This is a genomic window from Cupriavidus sp. Agwp_2, assembly GCF_040784895.1.
GTDB lineage: Bacteria > Pseudomonadota > Gammaproteobacteria > Burkholderiales > Burkholderiaceae > Cupriavidus.
In genome coordinates, this window is the sequence record NZ_CP088083.1 from 2,376,703 (window position 1) to 2,396,072 (window position 19,370).

Annotated in this window: 21 protein-coding genes and 2 tRNA genes; 14 read left to right on the forward strand and 9 right to left on the reverse strand. The window is 65.6% G+C overall.

Going from position 1 to position 19,370, the window contains the following annotated elements; translation table 11 throughout:
• Positions 1 to 38: 38 nt before the first annotated feature.
• Together LPA45_RS11135 and LPA45_RS11140 are read right to left on the reverse strand one after the other, a co-directional pair.
• A complete protein-coding gene (locus LPA45_RS11135; protein ID WP_317922107.1) occupies positions 39 to 1,103 on the reverse strand; it encodes an isocitrate/isopropylmalate dehydrogenase family protein in 1,065 nt (354 codons plus the stop codon).
• 12 nt (positions 1,104 to 1,115) lie between these two features.
• Positions 1,116 to 2,033 carry an amidohydrolase gene (locus LPA45_RS11140; RefSeq protein WP_367394550.1) on the reverse strand — a complete coding sequence of 306 codons (918 nt, stop codon included), beginning with the start codon at positions 2,031 to 2,033 and terminating at the stop codon, positions 1,116 to 1,118.
• A gap of 425 nt (positions 2,034 to 2,458) precedes the next feature.
• On the opposite strand from LPA45_RS11140, the gene LPA45_RS11145 reads away from it, so the two are divergent.
• Entirely contained in the window at positions 2,459 to 3,346 is an 888-nt protein-coding gene (locus LPA45_RS11145) for a GntR family transcriptional regulator (RefSeq protein WP_367394551.1), read from the forward strand.
• Positions 3,347 to 3,397: 51 nt separating this feature from the next.
• On the opposite strand, the gene LPA45_RS11150 is transcribed toward LPA45_RS11145, so the two are convergent.
• Positions 3,398 to 3,865 (reverse strand): nucleoside deaminase, encoded by a 468-nt coding sequence (locus LPA45_RS11150; protein ID WP_116322009.1) that lies wholly within the window; start codon positions 3,863 to 3,865, stop codon positions 3,398 to 3,400.
• A gap of 407 nt (positions 3,866 to 4,272) precedes the next feature.
• On the opposite strand from LPA45_RS11150, the gene LPA45_RS11155 reads away from it, so the two are divergent.
• The 8 genes from LPA45_RS11155 to LPA45_RS11190 all read left to right on the forward strand — a co-directional run bounded on the left by LPA45_RS11155 (position 4,273) and on the right by LPA45_RS11190 (position 10,909).
• Positions 4,273 to 4,950, forward strand: a complete 678-nt coding sequence (locus LPA45_RS11155) for a hypothetical protein (RefSeq protein ID WP_367394552.1) — start codon at positions 4,273 to 4,275, stop codon at positions 4,948 to 4,950.
• Positions 4,951 to 4,952: 2 nt separating this feature from the next.
• Positions 4,953 to 5,609 carry a hypothetical protein gene (locus LPA45_RS11160; protein WP_233528288.1) on the forward strand — a complete coding sequence of 219 codons (657 nt, stop codon included), beginning with the start codon at positions 4,953 to 4,955 and terminating at the stop codon, positions 5,607 to 5,609.
• 264 nt (positions 5,610 to 5,873) lie between these two features.
• On the forward strand, positions 5,874 to 6,908 hold the full coding sequence (locus tag LPA45_RS11165) for an AraC family transcriptional regulator (protein WP_116322008.1): 1,035 nt from the start codon (positions 5,874 to 5,876) through the stop codon (positions 6,906 to 6,908).
• Positions 6,909 to 7,238: 330 nt separating this feature from the next.
• Positions 7,239 to 7,733, forward strand: coding sequence for an arsenate reductase ArsC (locus LPA45_RS11170; RefSeq protein WP_367394553.1), 495 nt, complete (start codon positions 7,239 to 7,241; stop codon positions 7,731 to 7,733).
• A 5-nt stretch (positions 7,734 to 7,738) separates the two neighbouring features.
• Positions 7,739 to 8,443 carry an aquaporin gene (locus LPA45_RS11175; protein WP_367394554.1) on the forward strand — a complete coding sequence of 235 codons (705 nt, stop codon included), beginning with the start codon at positions 7,739 to 7,741 and terminating at the stop codon, positions 8,441 to 8,443.
• Positions 8,444 to 8,537: 94 nt separating this feature from the next.
• Entirely contained in the window at positions 8,538 to 8,960 is a 423-nt protein-coding gene (gene arsC, locus LPA45_RS11180) for an arsenate reductase (glutaredoxin) (protein WP_367394555.1), read from the forward strand.
• The gene (arsH, locus tag LPA45_RS11185) at positions 8,957 to 9,721 is read left to right on the forward strand and encodes an arsenical resistance protein ArsH (protein ID WP_317925695.1); all 765 of its coding nucleotides are present in this window, start codon (positions 8,957 to 8,959) and stop codon (positions 9,719 to 9,721) included. The genes arsC and arsH overlap by 4 nt, the downstream gene beginning before the upstream one ends.
• 18 nt (positions 9,722 to 9,739) lie before the next feature.
• Complete coding sequence (locus LPA45_RS11190) at positions 9,740 to 10,909, forward strand: MFS transporter (protein ID WP_317925694.1); 1,170 nt, start codon at positions 9,740 to 9,742, stop codon at positions 10,907 to 10,909.
• 62 nt (positions 10,910 to 10,971) lie between these two features.
• Here the strand turns inward: LPA45_RS11190 and LPA45_RS11195 are convergent, their stop codons facing one another.
• The 3 genes from LPA45_RS11195 to LPA45_RS11205 all read right to left on the reverse strand — a co-directional run bounded on the left by LPA45_RS11195 (position 10,972) and on the right by LPA45_RS11205 (position 12,879).
• Positions 10,972 to 11,184, reverse strand: a complete 213-nt coding sequence (locus tag LPA45_RS11195; RefSeq protein ID WP_116322048.1) for a GDCCVxC domain-containing (seleno)protein — start codon at positions 11,182 to 11,184, stop codon at positions 10,972 to 10,974.
• A 319-nt stretch (positions 11,185 to 11,503) separates the two neighbouring features.
• Positions 11,504 to 11,580 (reverse strand) — tRNA-Arg (locus LPA45_RS11200).
• 51 nt (positions 11,581 to 11,631) lie between these two features.
• On the reverse strand, positions 11,632 to 12,879 hold the full coding sequence (locus LPA45_RS11205) for a GGDEF domain-containing protein (protein ID WP_116322047.1): 1,248 nt from the start codon (positions 12,877 to 12,879) through the stop codon (positions 11,632 to 11,634).
• Positions 12,880 to 13,286: 407 nt separating this feature from the next.
• On the opposite strand from LPA45_RS11205, the gene LPA45_RS11210 reads away from it, so the two are divergent.
• Positions 13,287 to 13,363: transfer RNA gene (locus LPA45_RS11210), tRNA-Pro, on the forward strand.
• Positions 13,364 to 13,452: 89 nt separating this feature from the next.
• On the opposite strand, the gene LPA45_RS11215 is transcribed toward LPA45_RS11210, so the two are convergent.
• The gene (locus LPA45_RS11215) at positions 13,453 to 14,211 is read right to left on the reverse strand and encodes an exonuclease domain-containing protein (protein WP_116322003.1); all 759 of its coding nucleotides are present in this window, start codon (positions 14,209 to 14,211) and stop codon (positions 13,453 to 13,455) included.
• Positions 14,212 to 14,374: 163 nt separating this feature from the next.
• Complete coding sequence (locus LPA45_RS11220) at positions 14,375 to 14,896, reverse strand: hypothetical protein (protein ID WP_116322002.1); 522 nt, start codon at positions 14,894 to 14,896, stop codon at positions 14,375 to 14,377.
• Between the two features lie 413 nt (positions 14,897 to 15,309).
• Here LPA45_RS11220 and LPA45_RS11225 point away from each other — a divergent pair, with 413 nt between their 5' ends.
• The 4 genes from LPA45_RS11225 (at position 15,310) to LPA45_RS11240 (ending at position 17,736) form a co-directional block, all read left to right on the forward strand.
• Positions 15,310 to 15,552, forward strand: coding sequence for a hypothetical protein (locus tag LPA45_RS11225; protein ID WP_147316264.1), 243 nt, complete (start codon positions 15,310 to 15,312; stop codon positions 15,550 to 15,552).
• Complete coding sequence (infA, locus tag LPA45_RS11230; RefSeq protein WP_008641674.1) at positions 15,545 to 15,766, forward strand: translation initiation factor IF-1; 222 nt, start codon at positions 15,545 to 15,547, stop codon at positions 15,764 to 15,766. Before LPA45_RS11225 ends, infA begins: the two co-directional genes overlap by 8 nt.
• A gap of 228 nt (positions 15,767 to 15,994) precedes the next feature.
• Entirely contained in the window at positions 15,995 to 16,471 is a 477-nt protein-coding gene (locus tag LPA45_RS11235) for a histidine phosphatase family protein (protein WP_116322001.1), read from the forward strand.
• Positions 16,472 to 16,896: 425 nt separating this feature from the next.
• Positions 16,897 to 17,736, forward strand: a complete 840-nt coding sequence (locus tag LPA45_RS11240) for a GNAT family N-acetyltransferase (RefSeq protein WP_116322000.1) — start codon at positions 16,897 to 16,899, stop codon at positions 17,734 to 17,736.
• Between the two features lie 76 nt (positions 17,737 to 17,812).
• On the opposite strand, the gene ppx is transcribed toward LPA45_RS11240, so the two are convergent.
• The gene (gene ppx, locus LPA45_RS11245; protein WP_116321999.1) at positions 17,813 to 19,345 is read right to left on the reverse strand and encodes an exopolyphosphatase; all 1,533 of its coding nucleotides are present in this window, start codon (positions 19,343 to 19,345) and stop codon (positions 17,813 to 17,815) included.
• Between the last annotated feature and the right edge of the window lie 25 nt (positions 19,346 to 19,370).

Consider the following 19,370-nt stretch of genomic DNA (forward strand, 5'->3'; position numbering starts at 1 on the left):
GCGGGCTGCCCCGCTGCGCCGAAAAGAGACGCGGCCGCTCAGGCCGATGCCACGCCCGTGGCGACTTCGCGGCCGAAGGCTGCGCAGCCCATGGTGCCGCCCAGGTCGGCCGTGCGCGTCGCCGGGTTGGCCAGCACCTTGTCGACCGCCGCCTCGATGGCGTCCGCCGCGTTAATGAAGTTCGCCTTCATGTGGCGCTCGCCGAGCCAGCGCACCAGCATGCCGACCGACAGGATCATCGACGTGGGATTCGCCTTGTCCTGCCCCTGGATGTCGGGGGCCGAGCCATGCTGCGCCTGCGCGCAGCACAGCGCATCGCCCGCCATCATCGACCCGCCCAGGCCCAGGCTGCCCGACAGCTCGCTGGCCAGGTCGGAGAGGATGTCGCCGTAGAAGTTGGTGGCCACGATGACGTCGAAGCGGGACGGGTCGCGCACCAGGTACGCGGTCGAGGCATCCACCAGCAGGTCGTCGAACTTCACTTCGGGGAACTCCGCCGCGACCTTGCGTACTTCGCGCAGGAACAGGCCGTCGGTCATATGGAAGCTGTTCGCCTTGTGGATGGCGGTCACATGCTTCTTGCGCTTCATCGCCAGCTCGAACGAGCGCCGGGCAATGCGCTCGGAGCAATGCGCGGTGATCTTGCGCACCGAGATCGCCATGTCCTTCGAGGGCATCATCTCGCCCCAGCCCTCGTACATGTTGCGGTCGGGATAGAAGCCCTCGGTCGCTTCGCGCATGATCACCAGGTCCATGTTGCGCACGCCCTTGCCCAGGAACTCGCGCGAGCGCGACGGGCGCACGTTGGCGTACAGGTCCAGGTCGCAGCGGAACGCCGCGGAGATATTGCGCCCGCCCTGGTCGGGCGGCGGATAGTCGGCGTGGGATTGCGTACCCAGGATGACGCCGTCGTAGGTGGTGGCCTTGTCCAGGACTTCCTGGCGCAGCGTGGTGCCGTGTTTTTCGAGGCTGGCGAAGCCGACATCTTCGTAGTCGAACTGCAGGCCGAGGTCGCAGGCCTTGTCGGCCTGCCTGAGTACGTCGATCGAGGCGGCCACGATTTCGGGGCCGATGCCGTCGCCGGGGAGAACAAGGATTCGCATGATGTAGCTCAGTCAGATGGCGGGGTGGGTGAAGCCGTACAACCGTGCGGGGTTGTCGACAAGAATGCGTTGCTTCAGGTCTGGCGCCGGCGCCCAGCTGGCAAGCTGATCGAGGGCGCGGCCGGCGTTTTCCTTGCGGAACGGCTCGACCTGGTCGAGGTTGCCCGTGCGGTTGCCAGAGCTGCCGGTATGGGGCCAGTCCGACGCCCACACCATGCGGTCCGCGCGGGCCTGGATCAGCGCCGCGCCGAATGCGCTGACATCGTCGAAGTCGGGCACGCTGCGCGATGCGCGGTATGGCGCGGACAGCTTGACGTACACGTTGCCGCCCTTCACCAGCGCGAGCACCTGCCCGAACGCGGCCTTCTGCTCGTCCTTGCGGTAGGCCTTTACGCCGGCGAAGTGGTCGAGCACGACCGGCACCTTCAGCGCCGCAATCCCGGGCGCCAGTTCGGCGATGACATCGACATCCGCATAGACCTGCACCGCCCAGCCCAGCGGCCCGACCACCTGCTCGGCGCGCCTGAGCTGTGCCAGCGCGAAGTCATGGTTGCGCTGGCCGCTCACTTCGAGGTTGAGGCGGATGCCGCGCACGCCCTGCCGGTGCATGGCCGCCAGCTCGGCGTGACCGGCCTTCTCCAGGTCGATCACGGCGACACCGCGCGCCCGGCCGCCCAGCCGCGACAGCGCGTCAAGCATGGCGGAATTGTCGAAGCCATAGACGCTCGGCTGAACCAGCACGATGCGGTCGATGCCGATGCGCTGCTCGAATGCCGCCAGGTCCTCGACCCGTGCCGGGCCGGGCGTGTAGGAACGCTTTGCCGCGAACGGAAACCTGGCGCCATCGAATACATGGACATGGCAGTCGCAGCTTCCCGCCGGGGGCGCGACAGCCGGGGCACTGACGCCGCGAATGAGGTCTGGATTCACCTGCCCTCCTTGCGACCCTCCCGGCGGCGTGCCGGCGGCGATGGCGTTGAGAAAAGGAAAGCCACCCATGACTGACAGGCCGGCCTGTAGCAGTTGTCTCCGATGCACATGTATCTCCTGGGAAGTATGGCGCCTGGTCCAGCGGCGCGATGGATGGCATTTTATTTGAGCAAACGACCATGTAAAGGGTTTTTTACAGAAACAAAAGACCATTCGGCAGGAAACAGGGCGCGAACCATTGATCGACAAGGCCAAGCGCCATTCGGCTATGGTTTACACCTAACTGGGAAACTGGATCGGAGAATTGGGTGAAATGTGGCGCATCGGCCGCATATGCATGCGCACCAATTAGGTCTTTTGCAATATCAAAGACCCAATCGCAGGATGTGATAGCATCAGGCAGTCAGATCCCGACCCAGCGCCATATGGCCCGCCAGCTCGCCGACGTTCTCGCGGCAAACATTCACCAGCACATTGCAAGCACCGGCATTGCGCCGGGCACGCGCCTGCCCGAGCGGGCGCTGGCAGAACAGTTCAGGGTGTCGCGCTCGCCGGTGCGCGAGGCATTGCGCCGCCTGGCGACGCAGTCGGTAGTGACGCCCCACCCGGACGGCGGTTATGCCGTGGCGGAAGGCGGCGTTGCGCCGCCCGCGAACGACACGCACGCCGGCAGGGATGATGGCGACGACAGCGAAGCCACATACCTGCGGATCGCAGAGGAACGGCTGAACGGCCAGTTGCCGGACCGCTTTACCGAAAACGAGATGATGCGCCGGTACGGCATCACGCGCGGCCAGCTCGGCGCGATCCTGCGGCGCATGGCGCAGGAGGGCTGGGTCGAGCGGCTACCCGGCCACGGCTGGACGTTCCTGCCCGTGCTGACCTCGGCCGAGACCTACAAGCAGGGCTACCGGTACCGGCTGCTGATCGAGGCCGCCGGCATCCTGGAGCCGACCTTCAAGCTCGATCGCGAAGCCTTGCTGAAATGCCGGACCGAGCAGGAAGCGCTCGCCAACGGCGGCGTCCGCACCGCATCGCCCGCCGCGCTGTTCGATGCCAACAGCCGGCTGCACGAGACGATTGCCGCATGCTCGGGGAACGCTTTTATTTTGGAAGGATTGCGCCGCCTCGACCGGCTGCGCCGGCTGATGGAGTACCGCAAGGCGGTCGACCGGGACCAGGCGGAGCGCCGTTGCCGCGAACACCTGGAGCTCATCGATTTATTGCTGGCGGGACAACAGGAGGCGGCTGCCGACTTCCTGCGGCTGCACCTGCGCAACGCGGCGCGGGAGAAATCTGAAGGTCACGCGTAACCGCATTGCGCATCGGGGGGGTGCGAGAAAAAGGCGCGGTTTCCTTAGCCCCTAGCGATCCTGCCCTTCACGCCACGCCTCGTAGAGGTCGGGGCCCTCGTCGCGCGCCGGCACGTAGACGACCTTCATCTCGCGCTGTTCGATCGGCCGCGCCAGTTCGACATAGCCGCGTTCCGCGGAGAGGTCGTAGGGGGCGCCATCATCGTTGGAATAGGCGTAGTAGACCGCCCCGACGCCGGCCAGGTACATCGCGGTCAGGCACATCGGGCATGGGTAGCCGCTGGCGTAGACCGTGCAGCCGCTCAGGTCGGGCTTGCCCAGCGCCCGGCTCGCGGCGCGCACTGCCTGCATTTCGGCGTGCGCGCTGGGATCGCAGGTCGCCTCCACCTCGTTGACCGCGCGCGCCAGCACCTTGCCATCCCTGACCACAACGGCGCCGAAGGGCCAGGTATTGCGCTCCCGCACGTTTTCCATGGCGAGGCGGATGGATTCGATCAGATAGGTTTCCGTGGTCGACACGCGTTGTCTCCGGTGAGGCTCGGCCCAGCGCGGGCCGATGAGGTTGCAGGCCGACAGACTATAGGCCAGCGTGCGTGCGCGGCGTGCTGCAAGTTGTTATACGGCGTATTTGAATCCAGGCCCTGGCCGCTCGTGCCCCCTACAGGACGGCTTTCTCTAACCCCTCGCCAACCGCCGCTTGCGCAAAAATGCAACGTCAAGGGTGTGCGGCGCTACCATCGGTGTGAATCCTTGCCTACAGTAAAGGCGGCGGCACCTGCCCAATCCGGCGGCGCCGCTTTCGTTGTCCGGTCTCGCCCAGGCACCTGCCCGCCCGGGATCCGCAGGAACGATGCCCTGGCACCGGCCAGCCAGGCCGGGCATCGTCGCAGACCTCCACCGTGGGCAGGCCTGCCTGGGGCGCGCCAGTGTCGACCACTTCCCTCGATTCCCAATCCGCCGAAGTGCGGCCGCGCCTGCTCGACACTGTCGACCGGGTGTGCGAGGTGTGCTTTGGCCTGTTCATGGCCCTGACCTTCGTCGGGGCGGTGTCGGCCATCGACGCGCCGGCGGATGCCCCGCGTACGATGTTCTACACGGCGCTGGGCTGCAACCTGGCCTGGGGGCTGGCCGATGCCGTGATGTACCTGGTGCGCACGCTGACCGAGCGCGGGCGCAGGCTTTCGCTGATCAAGGCGGTGAGCAATGCCGGCGACCCGGCTGACGCCATCGGCCGCCTGCGCGACGCGCTCTCGCCGGCCCTGCGCACGCTGGTCGACGACGCCGAACTGGAATCGATACGAAGTCGCATCGCACGGAACACCAACGTGGCCGGGCGCCCTACGCTAGGCCCGGAAGATTTCCTTGCGGCCGCCGGGATCTTCCTGTTGGTGGTGATTGCCACCTTCCCGGTGGCCTTGCCCTTCATCGTCTTCGCTGACTTATCCACGGCGCTGCTGGTTTCGCGCGTGCTGACCATCCTGATGCTGTTCGGGGCCGGCATCGCCCTGGGGCGCCATGCGGGCTTCGGCGGATGGATAGCAGGCGTGGTCATGACGCTGGTGGGTATTGCGCTGACCATGGCCATCATCGCGCTTGGGGGCTGAGCATGCGCGCCAAGGGCACGGCTTTACGACTGGCTGCCACCTGGCTGGTGCTGGCCGCGGCAACCGCGCCGCTGCCGTCGCGCGCGGCCGATGACAGCGCCCCCTCCACGACCGCGGAGGCGCCGGCATGGAGCGGCGGGGTCTCGGCATATCTCAACCTGCCGAAGGGCAGCGAAGCCTATGTCACCGGCATCGCCATCGCCAAGCGCGGCGCCTTGCACCTGGAGGCGCGCAGCAACTACGAAGGCATGGACGCGTACTCGTTTTTCGTCGGCTATAACCTGGGTTGGGGAGACGCCTTGCGCCTTGATTTCACGCCGATCCTGGGCGTGGTCACCGGCAGCACCCACAGCGTCGTGGGCGGGTTCGAGGCCACGCTGACAGGGCGCTATGCCGATGCCTATATCGAATTCGAGTACGTGCCGGACGCCGAGCCCTCCGGGTATGTCTACGCATGGACCGAGCTGGCCTGGCGCCCGCGAGACTGGCTGCGGCTGGGCCTGGCGGCCCAGCGCACGCGCGTGCCTGACAACGATCGGAATTTGCAGCGTGGCGTCTTTGCGCAGGTGAAGGGCAAGCACGTCTCCTGCGCGGTGTACTGGTTTAACCCTGCAGCGCACGACCAGATCGGAGTCGTCTCGGTGGCGCTCAGCTTCTGACGGGAAAACGGTCGCGAATGACGCTGCAATCCCGGCAGCGCTCTGTCCATGTTTTCTATGCGGACCATCGCTCTCCCGTGCCCACCGCGGCAAACCGTTCGCGCATCACCTTCTTGTTGAGCCTGCCAATACTCGTCTTGGGCAGCGCCTCGACCAAACGAACGGCCTGGAGGTGACACTATTCTGGACGGTGCGCTGGCATTTCGTTTATCCTTCCGTCACACCGTCAAATACTGATGACACACCAGGGAAAACCCTGAGCGCATGAAGCCAGAGACTCGCTCCGTCCCCATTGGTACGCTTGCGCGCCTGGTCGAGGCGCTGGAGTCAATCGGCACGGCTCCGTGGCCGATCCTCAGGCGCCATGGCGTGACACCTGGCGCGCTGGAAGAGCCCATGGCCCCGGTAGCGCTGTCGATCTGCGCCCGCATCCTCGCGGATGCCGCGGAAGCGGCCGCCTGCCCGCACCTCGGCATACTGGTCGGCGCCCGCGCCAATATGGAAAATGCCGGGCCGTTGCGCCTGCTGCTGCTGTCGTCCCGCACGCTGCAAGACGCGGCAGACGGCATCCTTCGCTATGGCCGTATCTGGTATCGGGGCATCGATACTGCACTCACCACGCGAGAGGGATTCGCCTCGTTCTCGGTAGAGATTCCTGGCTTGTTTGCCGGACGCGACGACCTCGTCAGCGCGTATCTGGCGGCCAATGTGCAAATGTTTCGGATGCTGCTTGGAAAGTCATGGGCGCCGGCAGCGGTTCACCTGTCCCGCCCGTCACCAACGCGCATCGGGCCATACACGGCACACTTCAAGACGCATGTCCTGTTCGACCAGCCCCGCGATGAGTTCCTCTTCCCGGCCGACACGCTCGACGCGCTCTGCGGCGCAACGGACAAGGCGCTGGAGTCGTCCGTGGTTCGCTACCTTGGCGAACTGGAATCGCACGTCAGGCCGGATTTCCTAGGCCAGGTCCGCCAGGCGATACGGGACCTGATGCTGCTGGGCGAATGCACGGCACCGCGGCTGGCGTCATTGTTTGCCGTCCATCGGTTCACACTGCACCGTCACCTGCAGGACCACGGAACGTCCTTCGCCCTGCTGCTGGACGAGGAGCGGGACGCGATTGCCCGGCGGCTGCTGACGAGCACCGACATGCCGCTGGGCGATATCGCGCGTGTGCTGGGATTCAAGTCGCAGGCGGGATTCAACAAGGCATTCATGCGCTGGCACGGCGTGTCGCCCGGTACGCTGCGCACCGGCCAGCGCCGGCGCCCCACGCTGACGGTGCGCCGCACCTGAGGTTCCCCCGCGCCGGAGGCTACCGGCAAACCTCTTGCGGCTGCCCTCCTCTACTGCGACATCAACCGTCACGGTATCGCCGGCAATAGCGGTCGGATATACCGTGACCATGAAATCCGGATCAGAAAAAGGTCCCTAACGGCCTCTTTGATCGCGGGCTGACCACCCCGTATGGCCTGAGCGCTTCGTCCCACAAATTTCACTTTCTAAATTTCCATGTTTCGACTATATTCGAAACATGGAAGCCGATAATGCCTTGAAGGCTGGGTCACCTCACGGAAAACTGCTGTAGCGCATTCCGAGCCGCGCCCCAACCATTTCGTACGCCCCATGACCACCAACGTACTGATTTTGTGTACCCACAACTCGGCTCGCAGTGTGCTGAGCGAAGGGATGTTGAACCATCTGGCCAATCAGTTTGGCCGCGATGTGCGCGCCTATAGCGCCGGAAGCTCGCCCAGCGGGCGCATCAATCCGTTCGCCATCGAGGTGCTTGGCAATGCCGGCGTCGACGTCAGCGACTTCCGCAGCAAGAGCTGGGATGAATTTGTCGGCGAGAACGTCCCTGAGATGCGGGTGGTTATCACGGTGTGCGACAGTGCCGCCGAAGAGGAGTGCCCGTATTGGCCGGGCAGCCCGGTGACGGTGCATTGGGGCTACCCTGACCCGTCGAACGCGGAAGGCGGCGACGAAAAGAAGCGGCAGGCTTTCGAGCTGACCCGCCAGGCCATCGGCTACCGCATGCTGCAACTGCTGACGCTGCCGCTCGACACGCTGAGCAATGCGGAACTGCAGGACCACCTCAACCGTATCTCGCAAAGCTGAGCGTCATGGTCGATCTGCGTAACAGACTGGGCGCCGAAGCCTTGGGAACGGCGCTGCTGCTGGCCATCGTCATCGGCTCCGGCATCATGGCCGAGCGGCTTGCCGGCGGCAATGTCGCCGTCGCCCTGCTGGCCAACACGGCGGCCACGGTCGGCGGCCTGTATATCCTGATCGAGGTCTTTGGCCCGATCAGCGGCGCGCACTTCAATCCAGCCGTCAGCGCGGTGATGGTGGCGCGGGGTGAGCTGCCTGGCGCGGCGCTGCTGCCGTACATCGGCGCCCAGCTCGCGGGTGCGGTACTCGGAGCGTGGCTCGCCCATGCAATGTTCGACATGACGATCCTGCAGCTTTCCACCAAGGTCCGCAGCGGTCCTGGGCAATGGATTGCTGAAACCGTTGCGACCGCCGGACTGCTACTGGTGATTCTGCGCGCGCCGAACGGGCGCGCCTCCGCCATGGTGGCGGCCTATATCGGCTCGGCATACTGGTTCACCGCATCCACATCGTTTGCCAATCCCGCCGCCGCGTTCGGGCGCATGTTCAGCGACAGCTTTGCCGGCATCGCACCGGCGAGCGTGCCGGGCTTCATGCTGGCGCAGTGTCTCGGCGCGGCCATCGGACTGGGGCTGCACCGGCTGCTGGAACCGCGTGCGCTACCACACGGCCACCCCAACGTCATCGAGGCATCCGGCGAGCACCAGGCGGACTGACGCAAACGGGAGCCTGGGCGCCACGCTTGCCGCCTTGGTTGGAATCCTTATTCCACTGCTCGCAACCAGACACGATCCAATTCCACGAATCGCCATGTCCGTCACCATCTATCACAACTCCGCATGCGGCACCTCGCGCAACACGCTGGCCATGATCCGCAATGCGGGTATCGAGCCGAATGTCATCGAATATCTGAGCACGCCCCCTGACCGGCAGACGTTGCAGCAGTTGATTAGCGATGCGGGCCTCGCGGTTCGTGAAGCCATCCGCGAGAAGGGCACTCCCTACGCCGAACTGGGCTTGTCCGATCTATCCGTGACCGATGAGCAGTTGCTCGATGCGATGCTGGCCCATCCGATCCTGATCAACCGGCCGTTCGTCATCACGGAGCTTGGCGTGCGGCTGTGCCGGCCATCGGAAGTCGTGCTCGAGATCCTATCCGCGCCCCAGCAAAACGCCTTCATCAAGGAGGATGGCGAAGTCGTCATCGACGCGCAAGGACGGAGGGGCAAATGACCGTGGATCTGCCCAATGTCGTCCCGGCCGTGCTCGATAGCCCGGACCTGAACAAGCTGCAACCGCCACGCGTCAGCACGCATCCGCCGCGCATCCTGCTGCTCTATGGCTCGCTGCGCGAAACGTCTTATAGCCGCCTGCTCGTGCAGGAAGCCGAGCGGATCCTGCAGCATTTCGGCGCGGAGACTCGCGTGTTCGATCCGCATGACCTGCCGGTGTGCGACAGCGTCCCCGCGGATCACCCCAAAGTGGTCGAACTACGCAGGCTCTCGGAGTGGTCTGAAGGCCAGGTGTGGTGCAGCCCCGAGCGGCACGGCACGCTGACCGCGGTTTTCAAGAACCAGATCGACTGGCTGCCCCTTGAGATGGGAGCCATCCGACCGACTCAGGGGCGCACGCTCGCCGTGATGCAGGTCTGCGGCGGCTCGCAGTCGTTCAACGCGGTCAACGCGCTGCGCGTGCTGGGGCGCTGGATGCGCATGGTGACGATTCCGAACCAGTCGTCGGTCGCCAAGGCGTACCAAGAGTTCGACACAAACGGCCGCATGAAGCCCTCGTCCTACTATGACCGGGTGGTCGACGTGATGGAGGAACTGTACAAGTTCACGCTGCTGGTGCGCGATCGCAGCGACTACCTGACGGATCGCTACAGCGAGCGCAAGGATGCGGCGCCGGCGAACGTCACCGCCCTCGCTGCGGCGGCTATGAGCCATGAGCGGGATGCGCAGGTCAGCGACACGGATAGCGGCGAAGTCGAATAACAAAAAAACGGGATGGCCATGGAGCCGACGACCAGTGTGATCGCCAGGCTGGGGGTTGCCCAGACGCTGGCATGGGGCTCCACCTACTATCTGCCGGCCATGCTGGCCACGCCCATGTCCCGCGATCTCGGCGTAGCACCGGCCACGATCTTCGCGGCGTTCAGCGCCGCGCTGATCGTGTCGGCGCTGATCGGCCCCTCCGCGGGCAGAATGATCGACCGCACCGGCGGGCGCCGGGTGTTGGTTGCTACCAGTCTCGTTTTTGCTGCGGGACTGGCCGGCCTTGGCGTCGCCCAAGGCGTCGTTGGCCTGTTCGCCGCGTGGCTGATTCTCGGTATCGGAATGGGCGCAGGCCTGTACGAAGCTGCCTTTGCTACGCTCGTCGCGCTGTACGGAAATCGTTCTCGCGGCGCGATCACCGGCATCACCCTGATCGCCGGCTTCGCCAGTACGGTCGGCTGGCCCCTGTCGACCTTCATGGAATCGCACATCGGATGGCGAGGCGCCTGTCTTGCCTGGGCCGCGCTGCATCTGACCCTGGGGCTGGCGCTCAATCTCGGCATGCCCCGCAGGACGGCAATTGAGCCGCCACCGGCCAAAGCCACATCGTCGCAGGCTGCTGGCGACGGCGCGCCGTCTCAGCGGCTTGCCTCCTTCGCACTCGCCTTTGTCTTCGCCGCGACCTGGTTCATCAGCACCGCCATGGCTGCACACCTGCCGCGATTGCTGCAGGCAGGCGGAGCGACATTGGCAACTGCTGTGATGGTCGGTGCGCTGATCGGGCCCGCCCAAGTGAGTGCCCGCATATTGGAGTTCGGCCTGCTACGCAAGATCCATCCACTCCTTTCCGCCCGCATCGCCGCTGCCCTTCACCCCGCCGGTGCCATCGCGTTCGGCGTTGCCGGAGCGCCTGCTGCAGCGCTGTTTGGGGTCCTGCATGGCGCAGGCAATGGCATCCTCACGATCGCCAAGGGAACCCTGCCGCTCGTGATCTTTGGCCCCGATGGCTATGGCCACCGACAGGGAATTTTGATGGTTCCCGCTCGCGTAGCCCAGGCCCTTGCGCCATGGCTCTTTGGCATCTGCCTGGATGCTTTCGGAGCCAAGGCGCTTTGGCTTTCCTCATCCCTTGGTGTTGCTGCAATCATGATGCTAATGACCATCAGGCAAGAGCATGGGTCGCAGTAGTTGAGTCGACCGGCTCAGCCTCTGCCACTCATGAAAATCCCTAGTGCTCGCATTTCTACCGGTCAGTGGCAGCATCCTCTTTGCTGTTGGATCGATGGGCACTTCACCGTTCCGTAGGAGCAAAACACGCAGCAATCACCGGGTTTCGGCCGCAGCAGTGCGCCGCAGTTGCCACACTCGTAATAGAACAGGCAAGCATTCGCAGGCATGACTTCCCTCCTTGCGAAACCACACTGTGGGCAAGTAAGGATCGATTCAAGTTGAATCGTGTTCATCGTGGTTTGGGCCAACCGGTCACACGTCAACAGTGTATGCCTGTCGGTTGGCATATTGCCGTTGCATCCGAGCGAGTCGGTGCCAGAGGCTTAAGCGGTCACGTGGCGAGTGCGCCGGGAGCATCCGCCACATGAGGCGGAGATCATCAGCCGAACGGCGCCGGCAAGCCTTTGTCGTCCGTGGACACTGGGCGAAGTCCGGGTGCAAACCCGTTGCCGCGGCTGTCGCTCGATAGTTGTCCTTCTGTTGTCCTGCAGCACCTGCTGACCATCGGGACACACCGCTAAACTACTCGCCAACGCCGGGAAATCGTGGCAATGGCGCGTCCTAGAGGACTCGAACCTCTGACCGCTCGCTTAGAAGGCGAGTGCTCTATCCAACTGAGCTAAGGACGCGAAGGCGAGCATTCTACCGCAGCGCCGGGCGGCAGTGCGGGTCCGCGGCGCTCAGGACGCCATGCGCTCGTTGTCGCGGGTGACGTAGCGGCCCGCCGCCGACGCATGATTGCCGGCAACCGGATGCATCGACACGCCGTTGCGGCCCTTGAGCTTGGCGTCATACAAGGCGCGGTCGGCGCGGCGCATCAGCGCGTCGGCGCCCTCGCCGGGGTTGCGCGTGGCCAAGCCGATGCTGACGGTGTAGGCGATCGCATCGGGCTCGGATGGGCACGGGCTGGCGCGCACGGCGGTTGCCAGCCGCATACAGGCCAGGCGGCCGCTTTCCATCCCGGTATCGGGCATGACGATGGCAAATTCTTCGCCCCCAAGGCGCCCGATTACGTCGTGCGGGCCGCTGGCACGGCGCAGCAACCCGGCGAAATGCCGCAGCACGCTGTCGCCGGCCAGGTGGCCGTAGACATCGTTGATGGCCTTGAAGTGGTCCAGGTCGACAAAGGCCACCGTCAACGCCTTGCGCTGGCGCTCGGCGTGCAGGCAGGCTTGTTCGAGCGCTTCCCAGAAGGCGCCGCGCAGCAGTACGTCGGTCAGGTCGTCATGCCGTGCGCGCCACTCCAGCATGCGCCGCAGCCGGTCGTGCGCCAGCAGCGCAAAGCTGACCGAGAGACCGACCAGCGCAATGACGTTGAGCATCGCCAGTTCGCCATCCCACGGCAATGGCCGCGGCCAGGCGCCATCCCGCACCAGCGCGGCAACCGGCAATGCCATGGTCCACGCATTGGTCGCGGCCACGGCCATGGCAATCAGCACCAGCGAAGCGGCGGCCAGGCGCCCGATGCCCCGAGCGGTTCGCACCGATGGGCCGATGCTGCGGGTGACGTCGAGAAGCAAGGCGATATGGCATGCCGTCAGCAGCGGCGCCATCTCCAGTCCGGTCAGCGGCGCATCGGGGTAGCCAGGCGCCACCATCTGCCACGCCACGCCGACCGAGGCAGCCAGGCAGGTTCCCAGCAGCAACCCGGCCCTGCCGGAGCGACCGGCAAAGTGCCGCGCTCCGATCGTTACCGAGGCGAGCGCAGCCAGCAACGCGAGGTCGGTTGCCTCCGGCATCAGCCACGCGGGGCGCGTGCCCTGCACCGCAGCCAGCACCGAGGCGATCGCCCCGGCGACATTGCCCAGCGCCCATGACGTCAGGCCGCTGCGGCCCATGCCCGCGGACCGACGCAATACGACACAAACCACCGCCATCTGCAAGGCAAACAGCCCTGCGATGAGCACAACAATATGCGACTGAAACATCTTCATTCCCGTCCAGGGCAACAAACGGCGCTCCGCTAGGCGCCGTCTTTCCCTTTCTTATGCCGGTCCTGTGCCGGACCGTTGTCATCGATTGCCGCATATCCTGTGTCGGGACGCCGTGGCGTTGCCAGCGGCAACGCCAACGCGCCGAGGCGCTCGCCCGGAAAGGGAGCGCCGTTCTTGTTATGGTGATCAGGTCAGTCCGGAAGGAATCTGCAAACCAGCATCCCCAACATCACGCCGGCCGGACTTAAGCGGTGTGCGGATTATCGCAGCGCGCAAACCCAAGTCAAGCCAAAGCGTCCCCGCCAAAAGGAGGAGCGCGCCCGTGGACTGGCCGAATCCCAACATGTGCCGCCTACGCCTGATTGACCGACAGTACCCGCGCGCGCTACAATCCTTGGCTTCGGGGCGTAGCGCAGCCTGGTAGCGCATCTGATTTGGGATCAGAGGGTCGCATGTTCGAATCATGTCGCCCCGACCAGTTTTGGCTTTAAGGAACACGGCCTGGACAGCAATGTCCAGGCCGTTTTTCTTTTTCGCCCCCGCACTTTGCCCTCCTCCGGCATTTGCTCACCACCTCGGCATCATGTCCGGCCAGATCACCGCGGCAGCGGTCAACAACAGCACCACGGCGGCCAGGACAAGACCGCGGCTGAAGCCGCCGGGTTGTTCATCCACCTGCGGCTGCCAACCGGGGACACCCTCGCGTTGCGGCGATACAGGCGGTGGCGGCACCACGTTGGCCGCGGAAGCCGCCACCCCTTGCGCGACAGCCCGCGACACATAGTCCGGCTGCGCCAGCAGAAAGCCCATCGGCGTGGCCTGGCCTACTGCCCCCATCTGCTGGAACAAGAGCTTGGACAGCGCCAGGCAGTCATCCAGCGCGATCTGCGGCCGCGGCCGGAAGATGCGCAGGTGTTCGCAAAGCGTATCGAGCTTGTGGTTGGGCGCATGGAAATACTGAGACCAGCGCACCTGGCGCACCGAGCAGCGCCAGCGCTTGCGCTGTATGTCGGGCAGCACTTTTTCCAGCATCCGGACATTGAATTCAGCGCCGTGGGCGACCAGCACGTCGGCATCTTCGACGATGGCGCGGATCGCGCCGACGTCGAAACGCTGCCCGCGCAGCATCTCGGCGGTCAGGCCGTGCATGCCCGTAGCAGCCTCGCTGATCGGCACGGCGGGCTCCTGCGAACCGTAATAGTCAGTGATTTCGCGCACGAGACTGCCCACCCTCGGCGCCACTTCGACAAGCAGCAGGCCGATGCTGACAGGCTCGTCCGCTGGCGTGAGCCCGGTAGTCTCAGTACTGACGATTGCGACCCGCATGGGCACTCCGGTGTGGCCGCCCGCAAGGCGCGTTGGCGGCGGCCGCTGTGGTCGGTTGCCTCTAGCGTAGTGCGAGGGTGCCGAACGTCATATCAACCAGATGGGCTAGCCGAAAACGCCAGCCAGTTGTAGACGGCTGGCGCGAAGGACGGGGCCAGCGATTTCAGCCCGGCTGCGGTCCAGCGGTGTCGGCGCGGCGCCGCTCGAGGTTGCAATACACATCGGCCGCAACCAGCCCGAACAGTGCGTGGGCGAACAGACTTTCCCATCCGCGTGCCTCGTCGAACCAGTTGAAATAGCGGCCAAATACATAGAAATTGACCAGGTAGACCGCGACGCCGAACACGATGCCGACCAGCGACGCCAGCGCCATGCTGGAATCGAGCCGGAATGACGACAAGATCATCGCCAGCACCGCCGAAAGTATGATCGACAGCGCGAAATGGACCGTGCCGGCCGACAGCACCACGGTCCAGTTGAAGGCATCGGCGGAAAGCGCTTCGCGGCCGAGGATAATGGCCGCCACCATTTTCACCGTGCCCCAGGCGCCCTGGTACATCAGGAAGCGCGCCGTCAGCAGCTCCAGCACCATGTAGACCGCGCCGGCGATCAGCCCGGCCACCACGGCGGCCCGCCAGTCCGGCGTACAGCGGACGTAGCGGTGCGAGTCCAGATGGAGTTCCATGGCAGTCTTCTCCTTGCGAGATTCCGGCCCCGCCGACTCCGGCCGGCCGTACGAGTTAGTTCTAGCTCATACCGGACAAATACCAAGCTACGCGGGCCACACGGAGTGGATCATGCATCACCAGGATGCGAGACGCACCACGCGAGTTCCCCGACGGCTTGCAGTGCGACGGGGGCAATGCTGCAACTGCGTACGTGATACAATACCGGAGCAAGTAGCCCCGGGGTGTCCGTGCATCCCTGTAACCGGGCGTTCTCACCAGCGCGCTCTTGCGAGCGTTCAGCAGCAGCCGGCGCGGGCCTTCCGCGGCGACACCAGAACTGGCGAACCACCGGGTACACCTGCCCGCCCTGCTCCGCGTAGCGAACGGCCGCCCAGGCCGTCACCGGCAGCGTCCACGCCAGGCAATCCGCATGCGCCTGGCCGAAGCGCGACCGGTATGGATCGAGTATCTGGCGCCACGCGTGGCGCCGCGCGGCAATGTCCGCGTGCGCCTGCCCCGACCGACTTCAATGGCGCGGTTCGCCAGCCATGGCGAATGTGCGTCGGTTTTGCGCCGGTTCTGCGCCGTGCCTCTGGCCGACCGAACCGGATCGGAATTTTTGATAACCAAACCCAGCCTTCGCGGGCTGCCGAAAGGAAAACAGATTGGCTAAGGAAGAACTCATTGAATTTGGCGGCGTGGTGTCGGAAGCCCTGCCTGACAACCGCTATCGTGTCACGCTGGAAAACGGCGTGGAAATCTGGGCATACGCTTCGGGCAAGATGCAGAAGCACCGCATCCGCATCCTGGCCGGCGACCGCGTCACCCTGGAAATGTCGCCCTACGACCTGACCAAGGGCCGCATCAACTTCCGCCACAAGTCCTGAGTCTTCGCACGGCCGGAGTTGCCACTCCCGCCGTTACAAGTGGATTCCGGGGCGTCGCAGACGCGCTGTCATGCAGCTGACACCGCGCCCGGACACACTTGCGGGCTGCCCGACGGGCGGCCCGATTTCGTTTACGGTCATTGACGGCACCTGGCCGTCCGCTCGCGCCCGCTTGCGCCAGTCAGGCAGCTTCACCATACTCGAAGCATCACCACCGCCACGCCCGACATGAACCTGATCCTCTGGCGCCACGCCGAAGCCGAAGACCTCCCCGACGCCCTCAGCCTGAGCCGCCACGCCGACCTGCAGCGGCCGTTGACGCGCCGGGGCCGCAAGCAGGCGGAGACCTCCGCCAGATGGCTGCGCGCGCATCTGCCGGCGGATACCCGCGTGCTGTGCAGCCCCGCCGTACGCACCCGCGAGACGGCGGCGGCGCTGACAGGTGACGCGCAGATCGTCGAGGCGCTGGCCCCCGGCGCCGACGTCAGCGCGGTCCTCGCCGCGGTCCAATGGCCCGAACGCACCGAGCACGTGGTGGTGGTCGGGCACCAGCCATGGATCGGCCGCGTCGCCAGCCTGCTTCTGGCCGGCAACGAGATGGACTGGAGCGTGCGCAAGGCAGGCATCTGGTGGCTGACTGGACGGACTCGCGAAAGCGAGGCGCAGACCGTGCTGCGTGCCGTCATCAACCCCGAATTCCTCTGACGCAGCCCAGGCATTTCCGACTTCGCCATGCGCAGCCGGCTCGCGCGAGCCGGCCGCAGGCCGTGGCATGGCCGGCATCATTGCGCCTGCAAAATCTGAAATAGCTGATGGCAGCCGGAATCTCCGCTCCCTAGAGTCGCTACGGCGCCGCCCCCTGGCCGCGCCGCCCTAGCCATGCCAGGCATGGGCATCGACTGCAGGTGTCACGGAGATTTCCCATGGATTGCCCGTCGGATCCCCATCGTCCCCGCCAACCCGCCGGCGCGCCGGCAGCCCCGTCCCCAGAACCAGTCCGGCCGTGCAACATCGCCACCGGCACCGGCAACCCGGCGGACGTCACGGAAGCGTCATCGGCGGGTCACGGCACTGTCACCGCGCCTCACTACATTGCATCGCAACAGTTTCGTCACCAAAAGGACATACTGATGCGAGACCTCCCCACGCCGACCCAGCCGCTTTTCGACTCCTTGCCCAATGGCCTCGGCGGCCAGACGGCGCGGAGCCGTCTTCATCGTCAATCGGATAAGGCAAGTGAGTCGCCTGCTCTCAGCGTGGCGTGGGCGCGCCACCAGGACGAAGTAGTCGAGGCGCAGCGCCTGCGCTACAAGGTGTTCGCCGAAGAGATGGGCGCGCGCCTGACGTCTTCGGTGCCCGAGCTGGACATCGACATGTTCGATGCCTACTGCGACCACCTGATCGTGCGCGACATGGCCACGCTGCGTGTGGTCGGCACCTACCGCGTGCTGCCACCGCACCAGGCCAAGCGCCTGGGCTGCCTGTACGCGGAATCGGAATTCGACCTGGTGCGCCTTTCCCACCTGCGCCCCAAGATGCTGGAGCTGGGCCGCTCCTGCGTGCACCGCGACTACCGCTCGGGCAGCGTCATCATGGCGCTGTGGGGTGGGCTGGGCGAGTACCTGCAGCGCTGGGGCATCGAGTCGATGCTGGGCTGCGCCAGCGTGCCGATGAGCGACGGCGGCCACTATGCAGCCAGCCTGCACCGGCTGTTCAGCGAGCGCTACCTGGCACCGATCGAATACCATGCCTTTCCGCGCCTGCCCCTGCCGGTCGAGGACCTGAACCAGCAGCTCGAGGTCGAGCCGCCCGCGCTGATCAAGGGCTACCTGCGCCTCGGGGCGAAGATCTGCGGCCAGCCGGCCTGGGATCCGGACTTCAACGTGGCCGACTTCCTGACGCTGCTGCGCGTGAACGACATGAACCCGCGCTACGCCCGCCACTTCCTCGGCCTGACCCAGGGCGGCTGAACCAAACCGGCTGAACCAAACCGGCTGAACCAGGCCGCCTGAGCGGCGGCCCCCTTCCTCCGCGCTCAGCCGCGCATCAGTCGTAGATGACCTTGTAGCGCTTGCCGATCCGCTGCCATTCGTCGGCCTCCTGGGCGAGGCTGTATTCGATCAGCGGATTGGCATCGATCCACATCTTGGGCAGGCGCACCTCGAAGCCCTCGTCGAGCGCCTCGGCCAGCTGGCTGACGCGGATATCGGGCAACCCGACGTCCGAACGGCGCCGGCACAGAACGAAGGCCAGGCGCAGGCTGAACAGCATGCGCCAGTCGACGAACTTGCCGCTGCCCGACAGCTTGCCGAGCTTGCCCGCATGCCCCAGCAACAGCGTGGCCAGGCGCGCCTGGTCGGTCTTGGAGAAGCCGGGCATGTCCGCATGCGTGGCGATATACGCCGAATGCTTGTGGTAGCCGCTGTGCGAGATCGACATGCCGATCTCATGCAGGCTGGCGGCCCAGCCCAGCAGCGCCAGGTTGTCTTCGCGCCGTTCATTGGCGGGATCCGGGAAGTGTGACAGCAGGGCCTGCGCGCTGCCACGCACGCGCCCTGCCTGGGCGCGGTCGACGCCGTAGCGGCGCATGAACTGATCGACCGTGACGGTGCGCATATCCTCGTGGTGGCTGCGCCCCAGCAGGTCATAGAGCACGCCCAGGCGCAGCGCGCCGTCGGTCACATCCATGCGGTCGATGTCGAGTTCGGCGAACACGCCCAGCATGATCGACAACCCGCCCGGCAGCACCGGGATGCGGTCCGCCTTCAGGCCGGTGAGCTTGACCCGGTTGGTGTTCTCGGCCTTGACCAGCGCGCGCTTCAGGCGCTCCAGCCCTTCGCGCGTGATGCCATGGTCGGCCGGGTTGTCGTTCATGCCGTTGAGCTCGATCAGCTCGGCCAGCGCGCGCGCCGTGCCCGACGAACCGACCGCCTGCTCCCAGCCGGCGGCGCGGTACTGGCGCACCAGCACCTGGATCTCACGCCGCGCGGCCAGCTCGGCCTGCTTCATCGCGTATTCGTCGACATTGCCGCTGGGGAAGAACTGCCGGCTGTGCGATACGCAGCCGATGTACAGGCTCTCCATCAGCTTGGACTGGTAGCCGCTGCCGATGATGAATTCGGTCGAGCCGCCGCCGATGTCCACCACCAGCCGGTTGCCCTGACAGGCCGGCGCATCGTGCGAGGCACCCAGGTAGATCAGCCGCGCTTCTTCCCGCCCGGCAATGACTTCGATCGGGAAGCCGAGCGCGTTCTCGGCCTCGATCAGGAACTCCGACGCGTTCTTGGCCACGCGCAGCGTATTGGTGGCGACCGCGCGCACCTGGTTCGGTGCGAAGTCGCGCAGGCGGTCGCCGAAGCGCCGCAGCGCATCGATGCCGCGGCGGCGCGCGGGCTGGTCAAGGTATTTGTCGGGCGTCAGGCCAGCCGCAAGCCGCACCGGCTCGCGCAGGGCGTCGACCTGGAAGATCTGGCTCGCCGGGCCATTGGCGGTGGTGGTCTCGTCCACCCGCCCGATCATCAGGCGGAAGCTGTTCGAGCCCATGTCGACGGCGGCGAGCAGGTGTGGAGTGTCGTTCATCGTGTGCCTGGAGGGCTGGTTCGCT

Excerpts from the sequence above, each read along its gene's own strand:
- LPA45_RS11175 (WP_367394554.1), top strand. The coding sequence starts at position 7,739 with ATGGTCGATCTGCGTAACAGACTGGGCGCCGAAGCCTTGGGAACGGCG.
- LPA45_RS11145 (WP_367394551.1), top strand. The coding sequence starts at position 2,459 with ATGGCCCGCCAGCTCGCCGACGTTCTCGCGGCAAACATTCACCAGCAC.
- LPA45_RS11195 (WP_116322048.1), bottom strand. The coding sequence starts at position 11,184 with ATGAACACGATTCAACTTGAATCGATCCTTACTTGCCCACAGTGTGGT.
- LPA45_RS11190 (WP_317925694.1), top strand. The coding sequence starts at position 9,740 with ATGGAGCCGACGACCAGTGTGATCGCCAGGCTGGGGGTTGCCCAGACG.
- LPA45_RS11240 (WP_116322000.1), top strand. The coding sequence starts at position 16,897 with ATGCGAGACCTCCCCACGCCGACCCAGCCGCTTTTCGACTCCTTGCCC.
- LPA45_RS11205 (WP_116322047.1), bottom strand. The coding sequence starts at position 12,879 with ATGTTTCAGTCGCATATTGTTGTGCTCATCGCAGGGCTGTTTGCCTTG.
- ppx (WP_116321999.1), bottom strand. The coding sequence starts at position 19,345 with ATGAACGACACTCCACACCTGCTCGCCGCCGTCGACATGGGCTCGAAC.
- LPA45_RS11235 (WP_116322001.1), top strand. The coding sequence starts at position 15,995 with ATGAACCTGATCCTCTGGCGCCACGCCGAAGCCGAAGACCTCCCCGAC.
- LPA45_RS11165 (WP_116322008.1), top strand. The coding sequence starts at position 5,874 with ATGAAGCCAGAGACTCGCTCCGTCCCCATTGGTACGCTTGCGCGCCTG.
- arsC (WP_367394555.1), top strand. The coding sequence starts at position 8,538 with ATGTCCGTCACCATCTATCACAACTCCGCATGCGGCACCTCGCGCAAC.
- LPA45_RS11220 (WP_116322002.1), bottom strand. The coding sequence starts at position 14,896 with ATGGAACTCCATCTGGACTCGCACCGCTACGTCCGCTGTACGCCGGAC.
- arsH (WP_317925695.1), top strand. The coding sequence starts at position 8,957 with ATGACCGTGGATCTGCCCAATGTCGTCCCGGCCGTGCTCGATAGCCCG.
- LPA45_RS11170 (WP_367394553.1), top strand. The coding sequence starts at position 7,239 with ATGACCACCAACGTACTGATTTTGTGTACCCACAACTCGGCTCGCAGT.
- LPA45_RS11160 (WP_233528288.1), top strand. The coding sequence starts at position 4,953 with ATGCGCGCCAAGGGCACGGCTTTACGACTGGCTGCCACCTGGCTGGTG.
- LPA45_RS11225 (WP_147316264.1), top strand. The coding sequence starts at position 15,310 with ATGCGCCTGGCCGAAGCGCGACCGGTATGGATCGAGTATCTGGCGCCA.
- LPA45_RS11215 (WP_116322003.1), bottom strand. The coding sequence starts at position 14,211 with ATGCGGGTCGCAATCGTCAGTACTGAGACTACCGGGCTCACGCCAGCG.
- LPA45_RS11135 (WP_317922107.1), bottom strand. The coding sequence starts at position 1,103 with ATGCGAATCCTTGTTCTCCCCGGCGACGGCATCGGCCCCGAAATCGTG.